General features: G+C 42.8%; 14 protein-coding genes. 3 read left to right on the top strand and 11 right to left on the bottom strand.

What is annotated here, in order from left to right:
* Positions 1–429: 429 nt before the first annotated feature.
* The 5 genes from V6669_RS04700 to V6669_RS04680 form a co-directional block, all read right to left on the bottom strand.
* Entirely contained in the window at positions 430–1,734 is a 1,305-nt protein-coding gene (locus V6669_RS04700; protein WP_338591155.1) for a DUF1963 domain-containing protein, read from the bottom strand.
* Positions 1,735–1,838: 104 nt separating this feature from the next.
* Entirely contained in the window at positions 1,839–3,017 is a 1,179-nt protein-coding gene (locus V6669_RS04695; RefSeq protein WP_338591153.1) for an alanyl-tRNA editing protein, read from the bottom strand.
* Positions 3,018–3,520: 503 nt separating this feature from the next.
* A complete protein-coding gene (locus V6669_RS04690; RefSeq protein WP_338591151.1) occupies positions 3,521–4,576 on the bottom strand; it encodes a hypothetical protein in 1,056 nt (351 codons plus the stop codon).
* Positions 4,577–5,766: 1,190 nt separating this feature from the next.
* Positions 5,767–6,636: a hypothetical protein gene (locus tag V6669_RS04685; protein ID WP_338591149.1), complete on the bottom strand. Its 870-nt coding sequence runs from the start codon at positions 6,634–6,636 to the stop codon at positions 5,767–5,769.
* A 28-nt stretch (positions 6,637–6,664) separates the two neighbouring features.
* The gene (locus V6669_RS04680) at positions 6,665–7,594 is read right to left on the bottom strand and encodes a S8 family serine peptidase (protein ID WP_338591146.1); all 930 of its coding nucleotides are present in this window, start codon (positions 7,592–7,594) and stop codon (positions 6,665–6,667) included.
* 229 nt (positions 7,595–7,823) lie between these two features.
* On the opposite strand from V6669_RS04680, the gene V6669_RS04675 reads away from it, so the two are divergent.
* Entirely contained in the window at positions 7,824–8,288 is a 465-nt protein-coding gene (locus V6669_RS04675) for a hypothetical protein (protein ID WP_338591144.1), read from the top strand.
* A 272-nt stretch (positions 8,289–8,560) separates the two neighbouring features.
* Here V6669_RS04675 and dhaK read toward each other — a convergent pair whose 3' ends face one another.
* Both dhaK and V6669_RS04665 read right to left on the bottom strand, forming a co-directional pair.
* Positions 8,561–10,330, bottom strand: coding sequence for a dihydroxyacetone kinase subunit DhaK (gene dhaK / locus V6669_RS04670; protein ID WP_338591142.1), 1,770 nt, complete (start codon positions 10,328–10,330; stop codon positions 8,561–8,563).
* Positions 10,330–11,472 (bottom strand): glycerol dehydrogenase, encoded by a 1,143-nt coding sequence (locus V6669_RS04665; protein ID WP_338591140.1) that lies wholly within the window; start codon positions 11,470–11,472, stop codon positions 10,330–10,332. Before V6669_RS04665 ends, dhaK begins: the two co-directional genes overlap by 1 nt.
* Before the next feature lie 305 nt (positions 11,473–11,777).
* Here V6669_RS04665 and V6669_RS04660 point away from each other — a divergent pair, with 305 nt between their 5' ends.
* Both V6669_RS04660 and V6669_RS04655 read left to right on the top strand, forming a co-directional pair.
* Complete coding sequence (locus V6669_RS04660; protein ID WP_338591138.1) at positions 11,778–12,812, top strand: PocR ligand-binding domain-containing protein; 1,035 nt, start codon at positions 11,778–11,780, stop codon at positions 12,810–12,812.
* A gap of 107 nt (positions 12,813–12,919) precedes the next feature.
* Entirely contained in the window at positions 12,920–13,909 is a 990-nt protein-coding gene (locus V6669_RS04655) for an aldo/keto reductase family protein (protein ID WP_338591136.1), read from the top strand.
* A gap of 236 nt (positions 13,910–14,145) precedes the next feature.
* Here the strand turns inward: V6669_RS04655 and V6669_RS04650 are convergent, their stop codons facing one another.
* The 4 genes from V6669_RS04650 to V6669_RS04635 all read right to left on the bottom strand — a co-directional run bounded on the left by V6669_RS04650 (position 14,146) and on the right by V6669_RS04635 (position 17,664).
* Positions 14,146–15,033, bottom strand: coding sequence for a LysR family transcriptional regulator (locus tag V6669_RS04650; RefSeq protein WP_338591134.1), 888 nt, complete (start codon positions 15,031–15,033; stop codon positions 14,146–14,148).
* 31 nt (positions 15,034–15,064) lie between these two features.
* Complete coding sequence (locus tag V6669_RS04645; protein ID WP_338591132.1) at positions 15,065–15,535, bottom strand: SMI1/KNR4 family protein; 471 nt, start codon at positions 15,533–15,535, stop codon at positions 15,065–15,067.
* Between the two features lie 113 nt (positions 15,536–15,648).
* A complete protein-coding gene (locus V6669_RS04640; protein WP_338591130.1) occupies positions 15,649–16,749 on the bottom strand; it encodes a beta-eliminating lyase-related protein in 1,101 nt (366 codons plus the stop codon).
* 54 nt (positions 16,750–16,803) lie between these two features.
* Positions 16,804–17,664, bottom strand: a complete 861-nt coding sequence (locus V6669_RS04635) for a LysR family transcriptional regulator (protein ID WP_338591128.1) — start codon at positions 17,662–17,664, stop codon at positions 16,804–16,806.
* Between the last annotated feature and the right edge of the window lie 132 nt (positions 17,665–17,796).

Below are 17,796 nucleotides of genomic sequence, written 5' to 3'. Positions count from 1 at the left end.
AGCATATGAAATTCTAACGAATCTCAGCAGTCTTATGACAGAAAAAAACTTCGATTTTCTTCATAAAACCTTGCCAATAGAAGCAATAACGTGGCTACGATTCGTTAGAATTCTACAGTGCTGCAAATTCACCCAATAAGATGTGCTAGGTTCGTTAGATTGTGTGAGTACGACAAGCTGCTTCTGCATGTAGAAAAACACCCCATTCTCACTGGTGGCTAAATAAATAACTTAACCGGATAACTGTAGCAGAAGTCCCCATCCATCCTGCGCAGGGCAAAGGGGCATCCCATGAAGTTCCAAGAACTTCGGGATGCCCCTTTGTTATAGTCTGCCTGCTACTGTTATAACAACCTAAACGGTCCTTTAATATTATAGTTAAGATAACTGCTTATAATTGCTTATAATGTTTTATACTCGCTTCCACCATCAAGATTGCTGATACGATACGGCGGTCATCTGACACGGCTCACATATGAACATGTAATACATACCCTCACCATATTCCTCAACCTCGCCCCAATCCAGTTGTGCGACAGCCTTCATTCTCGCGGAACAGCGTGGACATGGTGGATAATCCGCATCCTGAACCCAACCCGGATGGCCTCCAATCTGAGATAGCGATGGCTCCATCGCCCACTCACTGGCATGGAATGCATTACGTGATGCATTCGCAATCCGAAACAGCCGGCCAACATCCGGTGCAAATTTACCATAGTCGTCCAGGTCAATCTCGTCCATTCCTAGAGGCATGACATTATATGAACTCCATAACGGTTCCCCTGCTGCGTCCAGCTCCATGTAAACCACACCGTAACTGCTGCATATCACGCAAGTCTGTATCTGAAGTCGCTGAGCGTGCCAAGACACGTTCTTCAGAGCTGGATGCTTAACATCCAGATTAATTAATGTCGTTAACGCACCACCACACCATGGACAGCAATTGGTGCTCGGGGTCAGCATCGAGAGTGAAGCTCCGGATATTGCCACGTTAGTTGATTCATTTTCTGTTACTTTATAGAGTGAATAACTTGGGGTGGTGAATAATTCTCTGCACTGCCCGTCTTTCGTAAGCTCCCAACCAGCTTCAGTGGTGTAATGCTCAGGTGCCACGTATAATTCGCTCGCCCAAGATGGCGGAGACTGTCTCCAATGCCGGAACTGCTGCACGACAACATCATCCCCAATATGAGCCAGTATGATCAATATGTGGTTCCGATTCTCATCATCGGTGTTCACCTGCTGCAAGAGATGATCTCGCACTGCTGGCGAGGCGCTTTTATACAAAACGGCAGGATAATAGATCTCCTGTTCCAGCAGCTCAGGAATTTCGGCAGTCAACGATATATCATGGTAGCAGACCAGATATACCAGAATGTCTTTGCCCGTATCTTCATCACCTGTACGAATCCGTTGCATCGCGTAATCCTTCATCTGATCTTGTTGCTCTACAGACAAGGATAGATATACTTGTTCCTTAGATTGTTCATATGGCACATAACCAATTAGAGGATCGCGAACCTGAGGTTCGTGCATGATTTTCAGAACTTCGACCGGGTCTGTGATACCTGCATACAAGTTCACGTCACGTCGATTCTCTTCAATGTATCTCTGGCGCTCCACACGCTCCATCTCCTGCTTGCAAGGCATGCAATACCCGCCTGTTCTGGCAGCTGTTGCTGGCAAAATAGTATTTGCACACCCCTCCCGTATACACGGAATTCGTTCTGTCATATTCCAACCTCCTTCAACTATTGGCAATGGAAAACACGCCACAATGTGACGTGCTTGTCCTTACTCCTTTTTCAATATTGCCTGTCTCGTAAAGTAAAACGCAATCAGTGATGTCCCAACTGGTCCTTGGTGAATTCATAAAAAGCAAGCGCATCTTCACTGCTGGCAAAGCCTGCCTGAGCGATCTTTTCACTGCCGCCACCTTTGCCATTGTAGGCTCCAAGATTGCCTTTGAAGAAAGGTCCACAAGCCCATTCAGGCGGCTGTCCGTTCTGCGCCAGAACAACCTTGGCCTCTGAGATACTGGCAAAGAGTACAAGGCCTTCATGGTCTGCCGTCAGCTTGGTAGCCAGGCTCTGCATATCCTTGAGCGATTTGTCTTCAAAAACCTGAGCGATCACAATCCCTTGCCGAGCGGCCAAAAGTTCCTCCGCATAATAGGCATCGTTCGTTGTTTTCACTGCATTCAGCTCGGTTTGCAGCTGTTTTTGCTCCAACTCCATTTTTTCAATACGCTCCAATAATTCGTCCTTGCTGGTCTTTAATTTAACCATGATGCTATTGAGCACGTTTTGTGTAGCTGTGAATTCATTCAGAGCCCTTGTGCCACATTTAAAATAAATGCGAGTGCCGCCCTTCACCTTTTCGGTTTTCAACAGTTTGATGATGCCGATCTCACCTGTCGCCGACACATGGGTTCCGCCGCAGGCGTTATACTCCACACCCTCGATCTCGACGATGCGAATGTCTTCCGTTACCGTAGGTTGCTTCACCAGTGGCAATTGTGCCGCCTCTTCTGCTGTAACCCAGGAAGTGTTGATGCGAGCGTTACGATAGATCTGACGATTCACTTCTTGTTCAATGGCAGTTAATTGATCCGCTCCCAGTTCAGCCGCAGCCACATCAATCGTGTCATACTCCGTTCCAAGATGGAAACTGAGCGTCATCGCTTCTGTCAGCTTCAGCGTGATTGCCGATAACAAATGCTGACCCGTATGCTGCTGCATATGATCGAATCTTCGCTCCCAATCCAGCTCACAATGTACCTCGTTCTGTTCAGGGGCGCGTTCCAGCTTATGCCACACCTCTCCGTCTTCGATGTTCACATCCAGCACAGCGATGCCGCCAATTTGTCCCAGATCACAAGGCTGTCCACCCCCATGCGGGTAAAAAGCAGTCTCCGCCAGCGTGACATATATACCATCTTCCTTGTCCACTTTGCCTGTAATTGTTGTATGCCACTCTCTTGTATAAGCAGAGTCATAATAGATTTTTTGTGTCATTGATGATCCCGATCCCTTCTCGTTCATATAGATACCAATTCTGTCGCCGTTTTACATGTAGCATTACACTTCAAGAGTATCCTTATATCCGCTCTCAAGCTTACACTATTTTACATTATCAAGCCAATAGCACTAGAGTAACAGTGTGATAGAGCTCAAACGCCTACTCAGCATGCTGAGCTTTGTTCTATCCATTGTCTAAAATCCTCTTTAGATCAAGGGAGTGCAGTCTTAGGGTTGGAAGCGGGCTATAATCCGTTTATTAAACATGATTATGTATTGGTGATTCAAGCGTGCAGAGAACAAGACATTCGGAAGGAAATTGGAGGCTCATTAGTTGATGCGAAGGGGAGCTAAGTCCGCTTTCTCTGGCTTCCCCCCTTTAGATGCAGCTAATAAATCGCTATCTGTGGAGTGTCAACATTAAATCAGACAACTTTTTTAAAGGCTTTTGGTTATACTAAATACGCGTCACAGATCCCTATAACTCATACCTTTATACATTATAGATAATAATGACTCAGGAGCTTTTCATTGATCTCCACACTTTCCAACTTTGAAATTAAGTCGCTTAATGCATTCTCTTCAAGACTTTTGATTTTTTTCATTTTTATCATTATAGAAGTTATAGTAGTGGAGTTTTCATTTTTGTTATATATTATAGCCAAATTTCTTAAAATTTTTGAATCCGATTCAATTTCTGAATATATTTTTATAAGCTCTTCAGCATCGTCCAAATAATGATGTTCTTTCAAATAATTTAATCTATTCAACATCACAAGCTTATGCTCCCACAATGTATGAAAGATTCGAATATCAATCTTTTCCCTTAATGTACTAACTTGATTACTTAAATATTCAATAATATGATCATAGATAGATAATCCAAAGATCCAACCAGAAGGAGTGCTCATAGAACGATAATGATAAGATGAATTGAGACTGAATCTAAGCTCCTTCAAAGATCTAATAATTAATTTTAGATCAAAGTGATAGTTATGCTCTTCGTTATAAGATAATAAAGATACATATTCTCTATTTTTAGTTTTATCACAATTGTTAAAAGCTGCTAGTAACTCTTCAAAGCCTACCTCATATTCTCCGAATATAACATTTGAATCATAGCCTGATACATAAAATTTTAATGTCTCTTTGTTATAGCCGAAAATTAACATTTCATGGGGCAAAGCATATTTTTTATACGCCTTTTTATGGGCAATATAACTTTCATCCACATACAAATGAATATATTGATTTTGATCAATAGAATCACAAATAAAGCTGATGATCCCCCCCATATATTTTTCCAAGAAGCGTTGATTGATCTTTTGATAAGTAATGAGAGGACAACTCATAAAGAAATCATACCAAGGCAAGTTAGATGTATAAAACGAAAAGAATTTCCCTTCTGGAAAGTTCCCAGCACAAATTAGTTGAATATAATTACTGTAAAACCAATCTTCAGATTGTTTATGCTGCATTACAATTGAGAGTGGATAGGCATTACATAGGTAGCCATGCACAGAAGGTCTTATCATTGGCAGTTTTATATCACTCATAACTTCCACCTCCGTATTATTTTTCAAAAGCATAACATTCATAGAGATCCTTAAATCGTTATAGAATTCCTCCACTACAAGTGCTTGCAGGCAGAACATTAAATTTTTCACTATAGTCTACATCCACGCACTCCGTATAAGCATTCTAAGATTCTTCCGCCAGATACGCTTGTGAGAAATCTGATCGCTTGTGCAGACTCCTTACTCCTATAAGTATATGAATTTTCACCTGTAATTTCCATATAGAGTTTATTATAGAAGTTTTCGATAAGTGTATTTACGTTGACAATTGTTTGTTCAGAATCAGGTTCCATAACTTGAATAATAAGATCAGCTGTCTTCAGTAAGTTATTATGTATCTCAAATAAACAAATCAAATACAACAAAATGCAGTATCACTATGTGATACTGCATTTTGTAGAGAAAACATAATTGTTAATTTTATTTTATTTTATTTTATTTTGGCGGTAAAAATCATTAATAAGATGAATATTTTATAGTCTTTTTGGCGGTAAATTTATAGTATAATGTCGTTTTTTATCATTAATTTATCTATATAAAAGAATAAATAAGCAGCTTCTTTCAGAACCACTCTTCAACGGCCTTTAAAATTGTAGCTGGAAATGTTCTTTACTACAACAAGAACATTCCAAACATTGAATTAAATAAAACGTATAAGACACAACCTACGTAGCCTCCATAAACAAGTCCTTGAATTTTCATAAGCGATTCAATTTCCTTAGGTAGCTATATCTGCTCGATCACATCAAAAACCAGCTTGGATAATGTTTTTTTTCAAAATCATTTGGATTGAGATCTTTCTTTGTTTTGTTTCAAAGTAGTAGCCGGAACTGTCATATCCATACTCATGCCTCACAAGAAAATTAGTCTTTACTTCAAAATCTTTATTCCAGCATTATAGACTCTAAGTTTCGTAGTGGTCATGCTGAAGTTTACATATATATGTGTGTTCATAGCATTCCTTAGCTTTTCCACGATAACATCATTCAGATCATTTACGTATTCTTTATACCTTTTATTAGCAGTATCTCCCCTGAAAAGAAGGATTTTTTTGAGAATCTTACTTCTAAGTGTATAAAGAATGCCCAGAGCGCAAGTGTAATAAAAAAAGCCTTTCGGTATACGAAAGGCTTTTAAAAGAATATAATCGTAATTTGAGTATCATTAACTTAAAAGAATGAATGCCCGCCTACTCTGTTCCAAGTATGATAATGTGCATAATAATAAAATCCTGGGATTTTATCCACATTTAATTCTGGACCTACTGGTGTTACTCCACCACCTGCTGACCTTGCCACTCGTTCAGCCCCCATTCTAGTTGTGGACCAAACATTGTTCGCAGCAGCTGACAACATTGGGTTTATCATTCTAGTGGAAGCTGAGCCTAAATCGATAGCAGGTCCTACGTATAGTTGACCACCCATTATATTTGCATGATAGTGTTCGTGACTTTTCTGTCTCAAAATATCTCTTACTTCAATAACTGAAGCCCAAGTTTCGTTTGCTACAATTAAAAGAGCACCAATTGCAAGCAATCCTGATATTACACTTTGGCCAAGTATAATTCCAATCTGAATCGCAAAGGATGCTTGGAATTTATCTTGTTCAATAGTGTATGTTTGATTTGTTTCTAGATCTGTAAAAGTCGCATTGATTTCCCCCAATGAATTGATTTCGTGAATAGTAACATCGTAAGTACGTTGATTAGCTGAACTGATTTCTGATTTCTCATTTGTTACCAATGTCATTGTTTTAACATTTTTATCTATTGTCATAGTTCCAGTTATATCAGTTGCAATAGCATCCTCAGATTTTAGTGCACTTGTCCTAGCAAAGGAATTATTAGGTATTATAGCTGGCATTGTTGCACTTACAACCATCTTTTCTTCGTTATCAATCAGAATAGTTATATCGGATTTAGATTCTAAAGATAAATTAGATGCTCTACTTTCTTGCGCGTGCGCTTGAAAAGCAAGTGAAAACGTCATAACGAATGCAAGTAAACTTGCAATAATTGACTTGTTCAGAGATTTTATCATTATTCTTTTGTACCCTCCAGTAATTGTACTATTTATTTTCATCGAAACTCAAAGAGCCATTCCCATAGATCGGATCATATCCAGGTTCACCGAGATCTTTTGAGATGAGAATAAGTTCTTTTTTGATTTGTTCAGTTATCTTCTCGTTTTTCGTATACTCTTTAGATGATAGAAGATTAGCAACGATTCCAGTAACATGAGCAGCAGCGAATGATGTACCGTCAAAAACACGGTATTCATTATTGGGTTGCAGCGTTAGAATATTGACACCAGGAGCACTGAAATCAATTTTCCCCAAAGATACATAGGGATAAGAGTTCTCTAAATGGTCAATAGCGGTAACAGAGATCACATTTTCGTAAGCTGCTGGAAATTGAGTGCTCATAGCCGGATTGTTACCTGCTGCTGCTACTAAAATTATTCCATTTTTTGAGGCCTCTTCAATAGCATACCTCAAACGCGGATCGTCCCTTTTAATCCCAAAGCTCATATTAATGATGTCGACATCCTGTTTGATTGCCCATTCGATTCCTTTTACAAAACTATTTAAATCGCCTTTTCCTTCATCATCCAGCACCTTTATAGAGGAGATTTCTACATTGGAGGATATACCTATAATACCTTTTCCATTGTCATTTGCTGAAATAATACCTGCCATAGCAGTTCCGTGGCCCAGCCTGTCTACTGCCTCATTTTGGGGAGAAATAGCGTTAAAGTGTGATATGTACACCCGTTCAAGATCCTGATGCGTGCCATCTACACCACTATCCATAATTGCGACTTTTATTCTTTTCTTATTATTAATATGTTTTGAAAAATGAGACTTAGAGTTTATATAAGAAACTCCCCAAGGTTCATATTGTGAACTAAAATCTAAATGCTCAATTTCCTGATTAGTAAGTACAACAAAAGAACGATCAGTCTCCTTACTAAATTGTATAATAAGAAATGTCGACAAACCAATTAAAACTAATAAAATAAATAATATCCACTTTTTTGTTATTATATCTTCACCTCTCTTTATTTTATTTCTTTACAATATATTAACAAATTTATTGTATAACACTATTATTAATTTGTAAATATAATGTAATTTTTGACGTATTATTATTATATTATATTGAATATTTTCTCTTTAATTGCAATAATATGAGAATAGAACTAATCAAGGAAGGATGAAGTTCAAGATGAGTTTCGTATTCTATATAGCAGCAGATCGTCCGATCCCCGAAATCAAACTTAGTGGGCAAGAGGTTTTAACTGTCGGTGATATGATTCGTATGAATGTCCCGGATGGCTTGATTCCTTGGAAAGAAATGAATGAAAATGCAAAAGTTCTTTATGGCGATCCAGAAGCTTCTAATTGTTTTCACATAGAAGATGCTTCTTATGCTTTAAAAATAATGAGCAAATATACTGATCTCAATCATATTTATAAATTCGATGTTTCTGCTAAAAATTTGACGAAGGAATTGTATACTTATGTAACTTCACTTAATAAAGAAATAAACTTGGAAATCTGGCATCTTTGGTTCGGCCATGATAACGAAGATGAAGTCATTACAAAAAAGAATTTTTCTCGCTCCACCCTTACTCTCCCTGATTTGGATGTAGTTCTTAATGAGAGTTGGTGCATAGTTATTGAGAGTTGATTCATGAAGCAGAGAATAAATCATTTATTCTTTTGCAGAGTCATGATGCGTGATCACCTAGATAGTACGACCACGATTGATTTTAACGTTTTAGTTTATAGACTTCTCTACACATATTATTTAATATCAGTAAATCTTCTAAAGATAAAAAAACGTTCATTTCAATACAAAGTGCAGTATCACTATGTGATACTGCACTTTGTATTGAAATGAATTCATAATTTTATTTTTTTCATTGAATAATTCGAGTTTTTGCGTGTTTGCCGACTACATTACTTCATGGACTCGGATAACTCTGTGAAAATAACACCCAGCGCATACGCGCCAGCATCAGGGTAGCCCAGACTACGATCGCCGACGGTACCTGCTCGGCCCATACGTGCCACGATATCTTCGGTTTTCTTCGCGCCTTCAACGGCTGCTGCTGCACCTTTGGCAAATGCTGTTTTGAAGTCATCGCCAGACTCCGCACTTTGTGTCCAGGAATCGGCACACGGCACGAGCGCATCAATCAAGGTTTTATCACCTACAACGGCACCACGTCCGAAGGAACGTTCTCCAGTGGACTGAATCCCTTGCACGGCTGCATGGATCATCTCAGCAAATTCAGCAACGTTTAATTGCTGTTTATCCCCTACTGCTTTGCCAGCCGCACGGAATGCCGAACCCCAGATCGGGCCGGATGCGCCGCCGCAGTATTCCATGATGACCAAGGAACATGCATCGAGGAATGATCCGATGTCTTTTTTATCTTCGTTAATGATGTGATTCCATTCACGTTTCAACTGGCGGAAGCCTTTTGCCACACTCATACCGAAATCGCCATCACCGGCATGGGAATCCAGTTCACAGAACGGTACCTCGTTCTTGATGATGATCTCACCCATTTTATCGATCAGATAGACGACATTGTCCAGTGAAAATTGATTGCCTTCGATTACCGCAGCTGATGCATCCGTCTCCACTTCATAAGATACGGGAGCGTCTTCACCCACAACAGCTTCCAGTGCTTCGGAATACGCCACTTGTGCTACTGGAGGGCCAGACACTTTAAATGCAGGTGTATCACTTTCCTTGAACAACAGCGTTTTTAGTTCCTCATCCAGTTTCAGGATCGTAACCGATGCACCCGCCATATCAATACTTGTCATGTAGTTGCCTACAAACGTAGTAGCGACCTTCAGACCTGCATGTCCTGCAAGCTCACGTTGAACGGAATTGTTGAGCAGATAAAGCTCTTGCAAAGGTGTTGCGCCAAAACCATTTACAAGCACTGCGATCTCAGCAGAAGCATCCTTATCCAACTTCATATCTGCGAGCAATGCTTCGACCATACGCCCTGCCAATTCATCAGCCGATACGATTTTCTCCCGGCGAATCCCTGGCTCACCATGAATCCCTACGCCAAATTCCATCTCATCTTCAGCAATTTCGAATGTAGGCGTGCCTTTGGCAGGTACGGTACAGGATGTGAATCCAAAACCAATACTACGAACGTTCTGAGCTGCTTTCTCGGCAACGGATTTCACATCTGCCAGACTGCGACCTTCTTCTGCTGCTGCTCCAGCAATCTTATGAACCAGTACAGTTCCCGCAACGCCGCGACGTCCAACGGTATACAAGCTGTCTTGTACAGCGATGTCATCCTCAACACGCACATATTGTACGTCGATGCCATCTTCTTCAGCCAGATGTGCTGCATTCTTGAAGTTCATCATGTCGCCGCTGTAGTTTTTGATGATCAGAAGTGTGCCCTTATTGCTGGCTGTTGCCTTAATTGCTTGATACACCTGGATTTGGGATGGAGATGCGAATACATCTCCACATACCGCTGCATCCAGCATGCCTTTACCGACATAACCAGCGTGAGCCGGTTCATGTCCACTGCCGCCGCCACTGATTAGGCTGACTTTATCGGCCTGAATCTCTCTGCGTTTGATGACTTTATATTTTTTCAGAAATTCCAGCTCCGGGTGTGCAAGGGCAATACCGTTGCACATTTCCATAACAACATGTTCGGCCTGGTTAATAATTTTTTTCATTATTTTACCTCCCGGCGAGCTGCTTTGTACTCACGACCCATGCGGTCAGCCGCTGCAATGGCAGCAGCCACTTCAGGAACGGTGATTGGGAACGGCATGGCGTGAATGGATTCTTCCGGAATACAAGCGATCTCGGCAACTTTCAACAGCTCTTCCTGACTAATCGTGTCTACACCGATATCCGCCAAACTGATCGGCAGTCCCACTTCGAGACAGAAGTCCATGACTTCGTGCAGCTCTTCAGTAGGTGCATTTTCAAGAACGAGTTGTGCAATCGTACCGAAAGATACTTTTTCTCCGTGGAAGAAGTGATGTGTGCCTTCCAGAACAGTCAAGCCGTTGTGAATCGCATGTGCTGCGGCCAGACCGCCACTTTCAAATCCAAGACCAGACAACAGAATGTTCGTCTCAACGATGTTTTCCAGTGCTTGAGTCACAACGTTGCTGTCACTGGCTACTTTTGCTTTTGCACCGTCAGTCAGCAGCATTTCATAACACAATTTTGCCAATGCGAGTGCCGCATTGGTACCTACTGCAGATGGGGTATATCCTTCGCGGGAACCCATTGGCAGACTTGCGTTTACACGGGAATAGGATTTCGCTGTTGCTCTTGCTTCGAAGTATGTAGAGAGCGCATCTCCCATACCGGATACCAGGAAGCGTGTTGGTGCATTCGCAATTACCGTTGTATCAACGAGAACCACACTTGGGCTTTGTTTGAAATAAGCATAGTCATCAAAAGCACCTTCTGGTGTGTACAATACAGCGGAGTGACTTGTCGGTGCGTCTGTTGCCGCAATCGTTGGGCAGATAATCAGTGCTTCGCCTTCTGCTACACATTTGGCCGCATCAATGGCTTTACCACCACCAAGACCGATGGTAGAGTCACATCCTTTTTCCTTCGCGATCGCTTGAAGACGAGCAACTTCCTCACGGGAACATTCCCCTTTAAAACCGCTTTCAACAAACGTAATGTTGAATTTCTCTGCTGTTGCATCCAGCTTTGCTTTGACACGCTGAACATCATCCGGATGTGCGATTAACAAGGCAGATTCTCCGAAGGATTTAACAAAATACCCCAGGTTCAACAACTCGTCTTCGCCTTGTACATATTTGGTTGGGCTGATAAATGCTTTTCTCATAATAATATATGCCTCCTAAGGATATGAAATAGTGTATTGATTACATCAAATTTTAATTTCTTACAATTGACCTTAATATAACGCATGAGCAGCAGGTTTACAGTGGACTTTGATAACAAATTATTATAATTTACAATCGTAATTTTTTGCTTTTTGGCACAATCATGGTATCTTATTGTCATGAGATGGTTGAATTTTGACCTCCCATTATACATTACCCGTCATCATTACATCTTAATATGTACAACTTGCTAACTTTTAACGGCCTAAATTATGAATCAGGTTAGCCTATGGAGGTTGCACCAATGATCAAAGAATATCTGCATATCAACAAAATTCTCGACCTTAATAAATGGAAGCGTCTACAAGATTCTCTCGCAACAGTAACCAAACTGGCGATCCTCACCGTTGATTATAAAGGCATTCCCGTAACCAGTCACAGCAGCTGTCAGGCCTTCTGCCAGAATGTACGTAAAGACCCCGAGCTGCTCCCCTACTGCCAAAAATGTGATTCGCGCGGTGGTCTGGAAGCGGTTCGGTTGAATGAGCCTTATGTGTATTTATGCCATTTCAATATTATAGATATCGCGATTCCGATCACGATCGATGGCAAATATATCGGTGCCGTCATGGCAGGACAAGTGAAACTCGCTGATCCGGAAAAGGGTTCCGAGCTGGAGCAAATTGTCACGTCCAAAAACGTACCCATGCATGCAGCCAAGCTGGAGGAATTAAAGGACGATTACGCCCAGCTGCCTGTGATGACCTATGAAGAGATTGTGAAAATCTCCAACATGTTATCCCTGCTCTGCAACTACATTGTGGAAGAAGCGCTAAACAAAAATCTGTTAGTTGAAATGTTCGAGAAAGCCTCAGGCAATCAGGAGTCTCTGAACCTCTCCACCATTCTGCCGGGTTACTCCATTCGTAATATCGAGTCGATCAAAAAAGAGATGACCAATGCGATTGCGGATGCCTATCTCAAGAACAGCCCAAGTGATGCGAAAAGCTCCAGTCCGGTGCTCCAGCCTGCTTTTGAGTACATTCACAGTCACAAAAGCGAACAAGTTTCTCTCAAACAAATGGCCGATCTATGCCACCTGAGTCCGAGTTATTTCAGCAGACTGTTTGCCAAGGAAACGGGTGAGAACTTCACCACCTACCTGGCAAAACTCAAAATTAAGTGGGCCAAGCAATTGCTGGAGGTCACCGACATGCCTGTCTCACAGATCAGTGATGAGCTGGGATTTAATGAATCGGGGTATTTTATCAAAATATTCAAAAAGTTCGAGGAGATTACACCTGCCCTCTATCGCAAATACATCCAGGAGAAAATGTAGATATACTGATACTTTTTTCGTATCAAAGATGGGGTTAAAAGATATTTCACCTATTAATCTGCCATTGTTACAATGGAGTCCAGATCACATAGGGAGGCGGCATCGAAATGGAATATCGCAAGTTAGGAAACAGCGGATTAACCGTCAGTGAGATTTCACTGGGCAACTGGATTACGCACGGAGCGCAAGTCGAGGATGGAATAGCAGAAGCTTGTGTGCGAACCGCATTGGATGCAGGTATTACCACATTTGATACGGCAGACGTGTACTCGAATACCAAGGCAGAAACTGTCTTGGGACAGGCTCTCAAAGATATACGAAGAGAAAGCATTGAACTGTGCACCAAAGTCTGTCACCCAACCGGCACAGGTCATAATGACCGTGGACTTTCACGTAAACACATCATGGAAGCCTGCAATGGTTCATTACGGCGGCTACAGACGGATTATATCGATGTCTATTACGCTCACCGTTATGATTACAACACTCCGCTGGAAGAGACGTTTCTGGCATTCTCCGATCTGGTGCGTCAGGGCAAAGTTCACTACATTGGCGTAAGTGAATGGAACGCGGATCAGATTGCACGAGGAGCCGCTTTGGCGCGGGAACTTCATGTACCCTTTATTGCAAGTCAGCCCCAATATTCAATGTTATGGCGTGTGATTGAGCAAGAAGTGGTGCCTGCAAGCGACCAAGCAGGACTTGGACAGATTACATGGTCTCCCCTCGCTCAGGGTATACTATCAGGCAAGTATGCGCCTAACGAAGCGTTGCCCACCGGATCACGTGCAGCTGCTGAGGCAGGAGCACCCTTTTTCAATAAACTGGCTGGTCAGTGGTTACGTGAAGATGTTCTTACCGCTGTGCAACAACTTGTTCCACTCGCTAAAGAGATTGGTCTAACTCTCCCCCAACTCGCTGTGGCATGGGTTCTACAACATTCCTATGTCAGTTCCGTTATTATCGGTGCATCCCGACCAGAGCAGGTACTTGAAAATGTAAAAGCCTCCGGTGTGAAACTGGACTCTGAGATCATGGCGCGCATCGACGAAATATTGAATCCATGGATTGAGCATGATCCAGCCAAGACGGGATAGTTTCTTTTTTACTACTCAGACCATACTAAGTTGAACTAATCATTTACACGATAACGGAGAGGACAGAAAAAACCTGAAAAAGCGGAGCTAAAATCTTTCTGCAAGAAAGCTACTTCGAAAGCATACACCTCGCCTTTATCACCAGATTTTCCCCTTGAGAAAAGGGATCGAAAAAATCTGGGGATAACAGCGGTTGGAAGGTTGTTCTGTCATCGCAGTGTAAGTGTAAATAACCTTTAGTGCAACTCATATTCCCCCTCAACAAAGTTCATAAAGCGGGATATCACTTCCTGATTCATATCCGTCCGCCATGCCGTGTACAACGGTACGGAGGGCGGACTTTCTTCTAATGGAAGAAAGACTACACCCTTACGCTGGAACACATCCACCGAGGAGGGAACAATGGAAATACCCATGCCCGCCGCAACGAGATTCACAATCGTATACATCTGAATCGCTTCCTGCGTAATTCGAGGATCTACGCCATGCTCCCTGCAATAATCCAGAACGAGACGATGGAACGGAGAACCCAGATGCCGTGGGAATAAAATGAAATCTTCATCCGCCAGTTCTCGAATTGAAACTTGAGTCTGAGAAGCCAACGGGTGATGATCTGGCAATACGGCAATCAACGTTTCCATCTGGCAGGGGCGGAACGAGACATGGCGGGTATCTTCCTGATATCGCAAAAATCCAATATGGATCTGTCCGTCTTCCAGTGCCTGCAATTGTTGGGATGAAGTCATCTCACGCAGCGTCAATTCAATCTGCGGATACGCAGCGCGAAATTTTCTAAGGACATCCACCATAATGCTCCCCGAAGCCGAATCCACGAAAGCTACGGATATATGCCCGATGATGCCCTGATCTGCCTTTTGTGTAAGCTGAATGGATCGTTCAAGCTGGGCCATGATCAGTCTGGCCTGTTCCAGAAATACGGCACCTGCCGGGGTGAGACGAACCATTTTTCTGGTGCGCTCCAACAACTTCACGCCAAGCTCATCCTCTAAATTCTGAATCTGCTGGCTCAGCGGTGGTTGCGTCATATTTAATTTTTCCGCTGCACGGTGGAAATGAAGTTCTTCTGCCACCGTGATAAAGTATCTTAACTTTCGGATATCCATAAGTCTGTTGCGCTTCCTTCCGTTTAGCCTGTTAATTCATCTGTTCCTGAACCCAGATTGCCGACTCAGCCAGCATCGTCATTAATTCATTAAAGTCCACAGCAATCTCCCGCAGAGGAGTTTCCCCTGCATCGTGAATCAACATCAGCACCTTGCCGGAGGTCTGATCCAGTATACCCATACTTCCTTCACCAAATCCACCAATCGGGAAAGGTTGAAGGTCAGCTGGCAACTCATATTCTTCCTCATATTCACGGTACACTTCCAAAAATTCAGGATAAGCCCAGCTCAGTTCTTTCACTGAATACAAGGCAGGATCGCCAAAGTTACATGCACCGAATTCAAGCAAAAGTGCACGATACGCTCCGGGCAGTCTCACATTATGCTTTTGCTCAAAATCCTCAATGCTCTGTTGCGTCTCAGGAGTACATCCTTCTCCCATTGTCGTATCGTAGGCTTTCACCAAAAGATCACGAATCGGTTCCAATTCTATCGACGTCACTTGAACTCCCCCTTAAGGTACTTTTCCCCACTGATCAGCCGTTGTGATTTCAATAGTTCTGCTTGAAGCGCAATACCTTACCCAAAAAAGAGTCGAACACTAAAATCAACTTCTTATCTCACTTGTTTACGCAACTCTTGATCCAGCCATTCCAGTGCTGCACGCAGTTTATCCGGGGGAATTTTCTCATAACGATCACCCGTAGACAATTCAAAGGCACAGCTGTTCCCACTCGTTTTGTTCAGATATGAAGTCATTCCTATGCCATACTGCTGAGCCATTTGCACAAGAATGGGTTCAACTTCGGCAGCAGCGAGCGCAAAGTGTACATGGAACATATTCGATACCGGTACCTCGGGCAATGTATGTATCCCGTGACACGCATTCAATAGGGAGGCGAGTTCTTGAGCCTGCTCGTAATACAGCTCCATTTTGCCAATCCGTTCATTGAAATAATACTGGGAACTCAGAATATACGGATACAGACCGATCAGATCACCGCCGTGCCGCCGTTTCCATACTTTCGATTCCTGCATCACATCGGGATCTCCCGCCAATATGGCTCCCGCAATACCTCCAATGCCTTTATAAAAGGAAACATACACCGTATCAAACAGACTGCAAATCTCCGCAGGAGTCTTCTGGTAATAGGGAGTAATTTCAAACAGACGCGCCCCGTCCAGATGCAGCTTAATCCCGCGTTCACGGCAATAGGCCGAGATCGCTTCCAGTTCTTCATATGCTGGCAATTTACCGCCAATCTCCCGTTGCGGCAGTTCCAACAGCAAGCAGGCAATGTCCTGATCGAGCGCTTGTACATCTTCCAAACGAATCAAACGATCCTTGTCCGCCAGCAAAATCGATTCAATCTGGTGTAACTCTTTCAATCCGTCTTCCTCATGGATTTCCAGATGACACAGAGGGTGGTAAGCTACTCGCTTTATCCCTTTACGATCACACCAGATCCGTAATGCAATCTGCTGCGCCATTGTTCCACTTGGGAAAAACACCGCCGATTCCTTGCCGAGAACGTCAGCCATCTGTTGCTGAAATCCTTCGATGATGGGGCCGTTCCCGTAGTGGTCACTAAACAACTCCCCATCGATCTGCTCCAGTACGTTCTGAAGCACCTTCACTTGGCGACTGCCGTGACCGCCTACAATAAAGTCTGCCTGATTAAATGCATCAGCCAACGTTAACTGAGTTTCTTTCAAGATCACTCACTCCTTTATAGTGCATGTTCATAAACGGACTTTTTGAACAACCTCTTATAGTTCTGGTTCTGTAATAATCTCAACCAAAGCGCTGAGCGCACTAGATATATGTTCACCACGGGAATACACAAATCCTACTTCCAACCGGCAATAAGGATCAGGCACAGACATCACCGCGATCTCACCTCTTAATTCTGCTTTGGTAACCGAAGAACGTGGCAGCAATGATACACCGAGCCCGGCAGATACACCATTCAGAATCGTGTCCAGTGTTCCATATTCCATGATGTTAAGCGTGTGGACACCCTGATCTTTCAAAAAGGATTCTGCCTGAGTGCGATGAGTGCATCCGATCTCAAAAAACAACATCGGCCTGGACAATAACGTGTACATCTCATGCGCTCCAGGTTCAGCGATCAACACCAATTCCTCGTCATACATCTTCATATAGTTCAGCTCAGGATGATCAATCGGGCCATATATTAAGGCTCCATGCAATTCATGTTGGATGACCTTCTGGTTCAGTTCATGGGTCCCACCCGTGACAAGCGAATGCTGTACTTCCGGGTAGCATGAAGTATATTCAGCCAAAAGCGGCGTCAGAAAAGTGGAAGCTGCTGTCTCTATGGCACCTAGACGAAGCATGCCAGCTGGTGGGTTACCCACTTGTGTGGCCTGCTCTGCTTCATATAATAATTCCAATATTCTATCCGCATACCCAAGCAGGTTCTCGCCTGCTGGTGTAAGCGACATCCCCCGATTGGAACGATGAAATAGCGGTACTTGCAGTTGAGTCTCCAACTGTTTAATCCGTGCTGTTACATTGGACTGCACATAATTAAGTGAGAGCGCAGCTTTACTGATACTACCTTCGCGGGCAACCGCCTGAAATATTTTCAAATCACCTGCATCCATACCCTGATCACCTGCTCGTCGTTATATCGGCATTCTGCATCATCCGATTCATGCAAAGTGCTTATCTATTATTTTCAATGATACTGACAATCATTTTTGTTCATTTTACGTGAATCTGCCCCGTCTGTACAA

Source organism: Paenibacillus sp. Y5S-9 (genome assembly GCF_036894235.1).
GTDB lineage: Bacteria > Bacillota > Bacilli > Paenibacillales > Paenibacillaceae > Paenibacillus.
The sequence above is the reverse complement of the archived record's forward strand: the minus strand, read 5'-3'. Positions and strand labels throughout refer to the sequence as shown.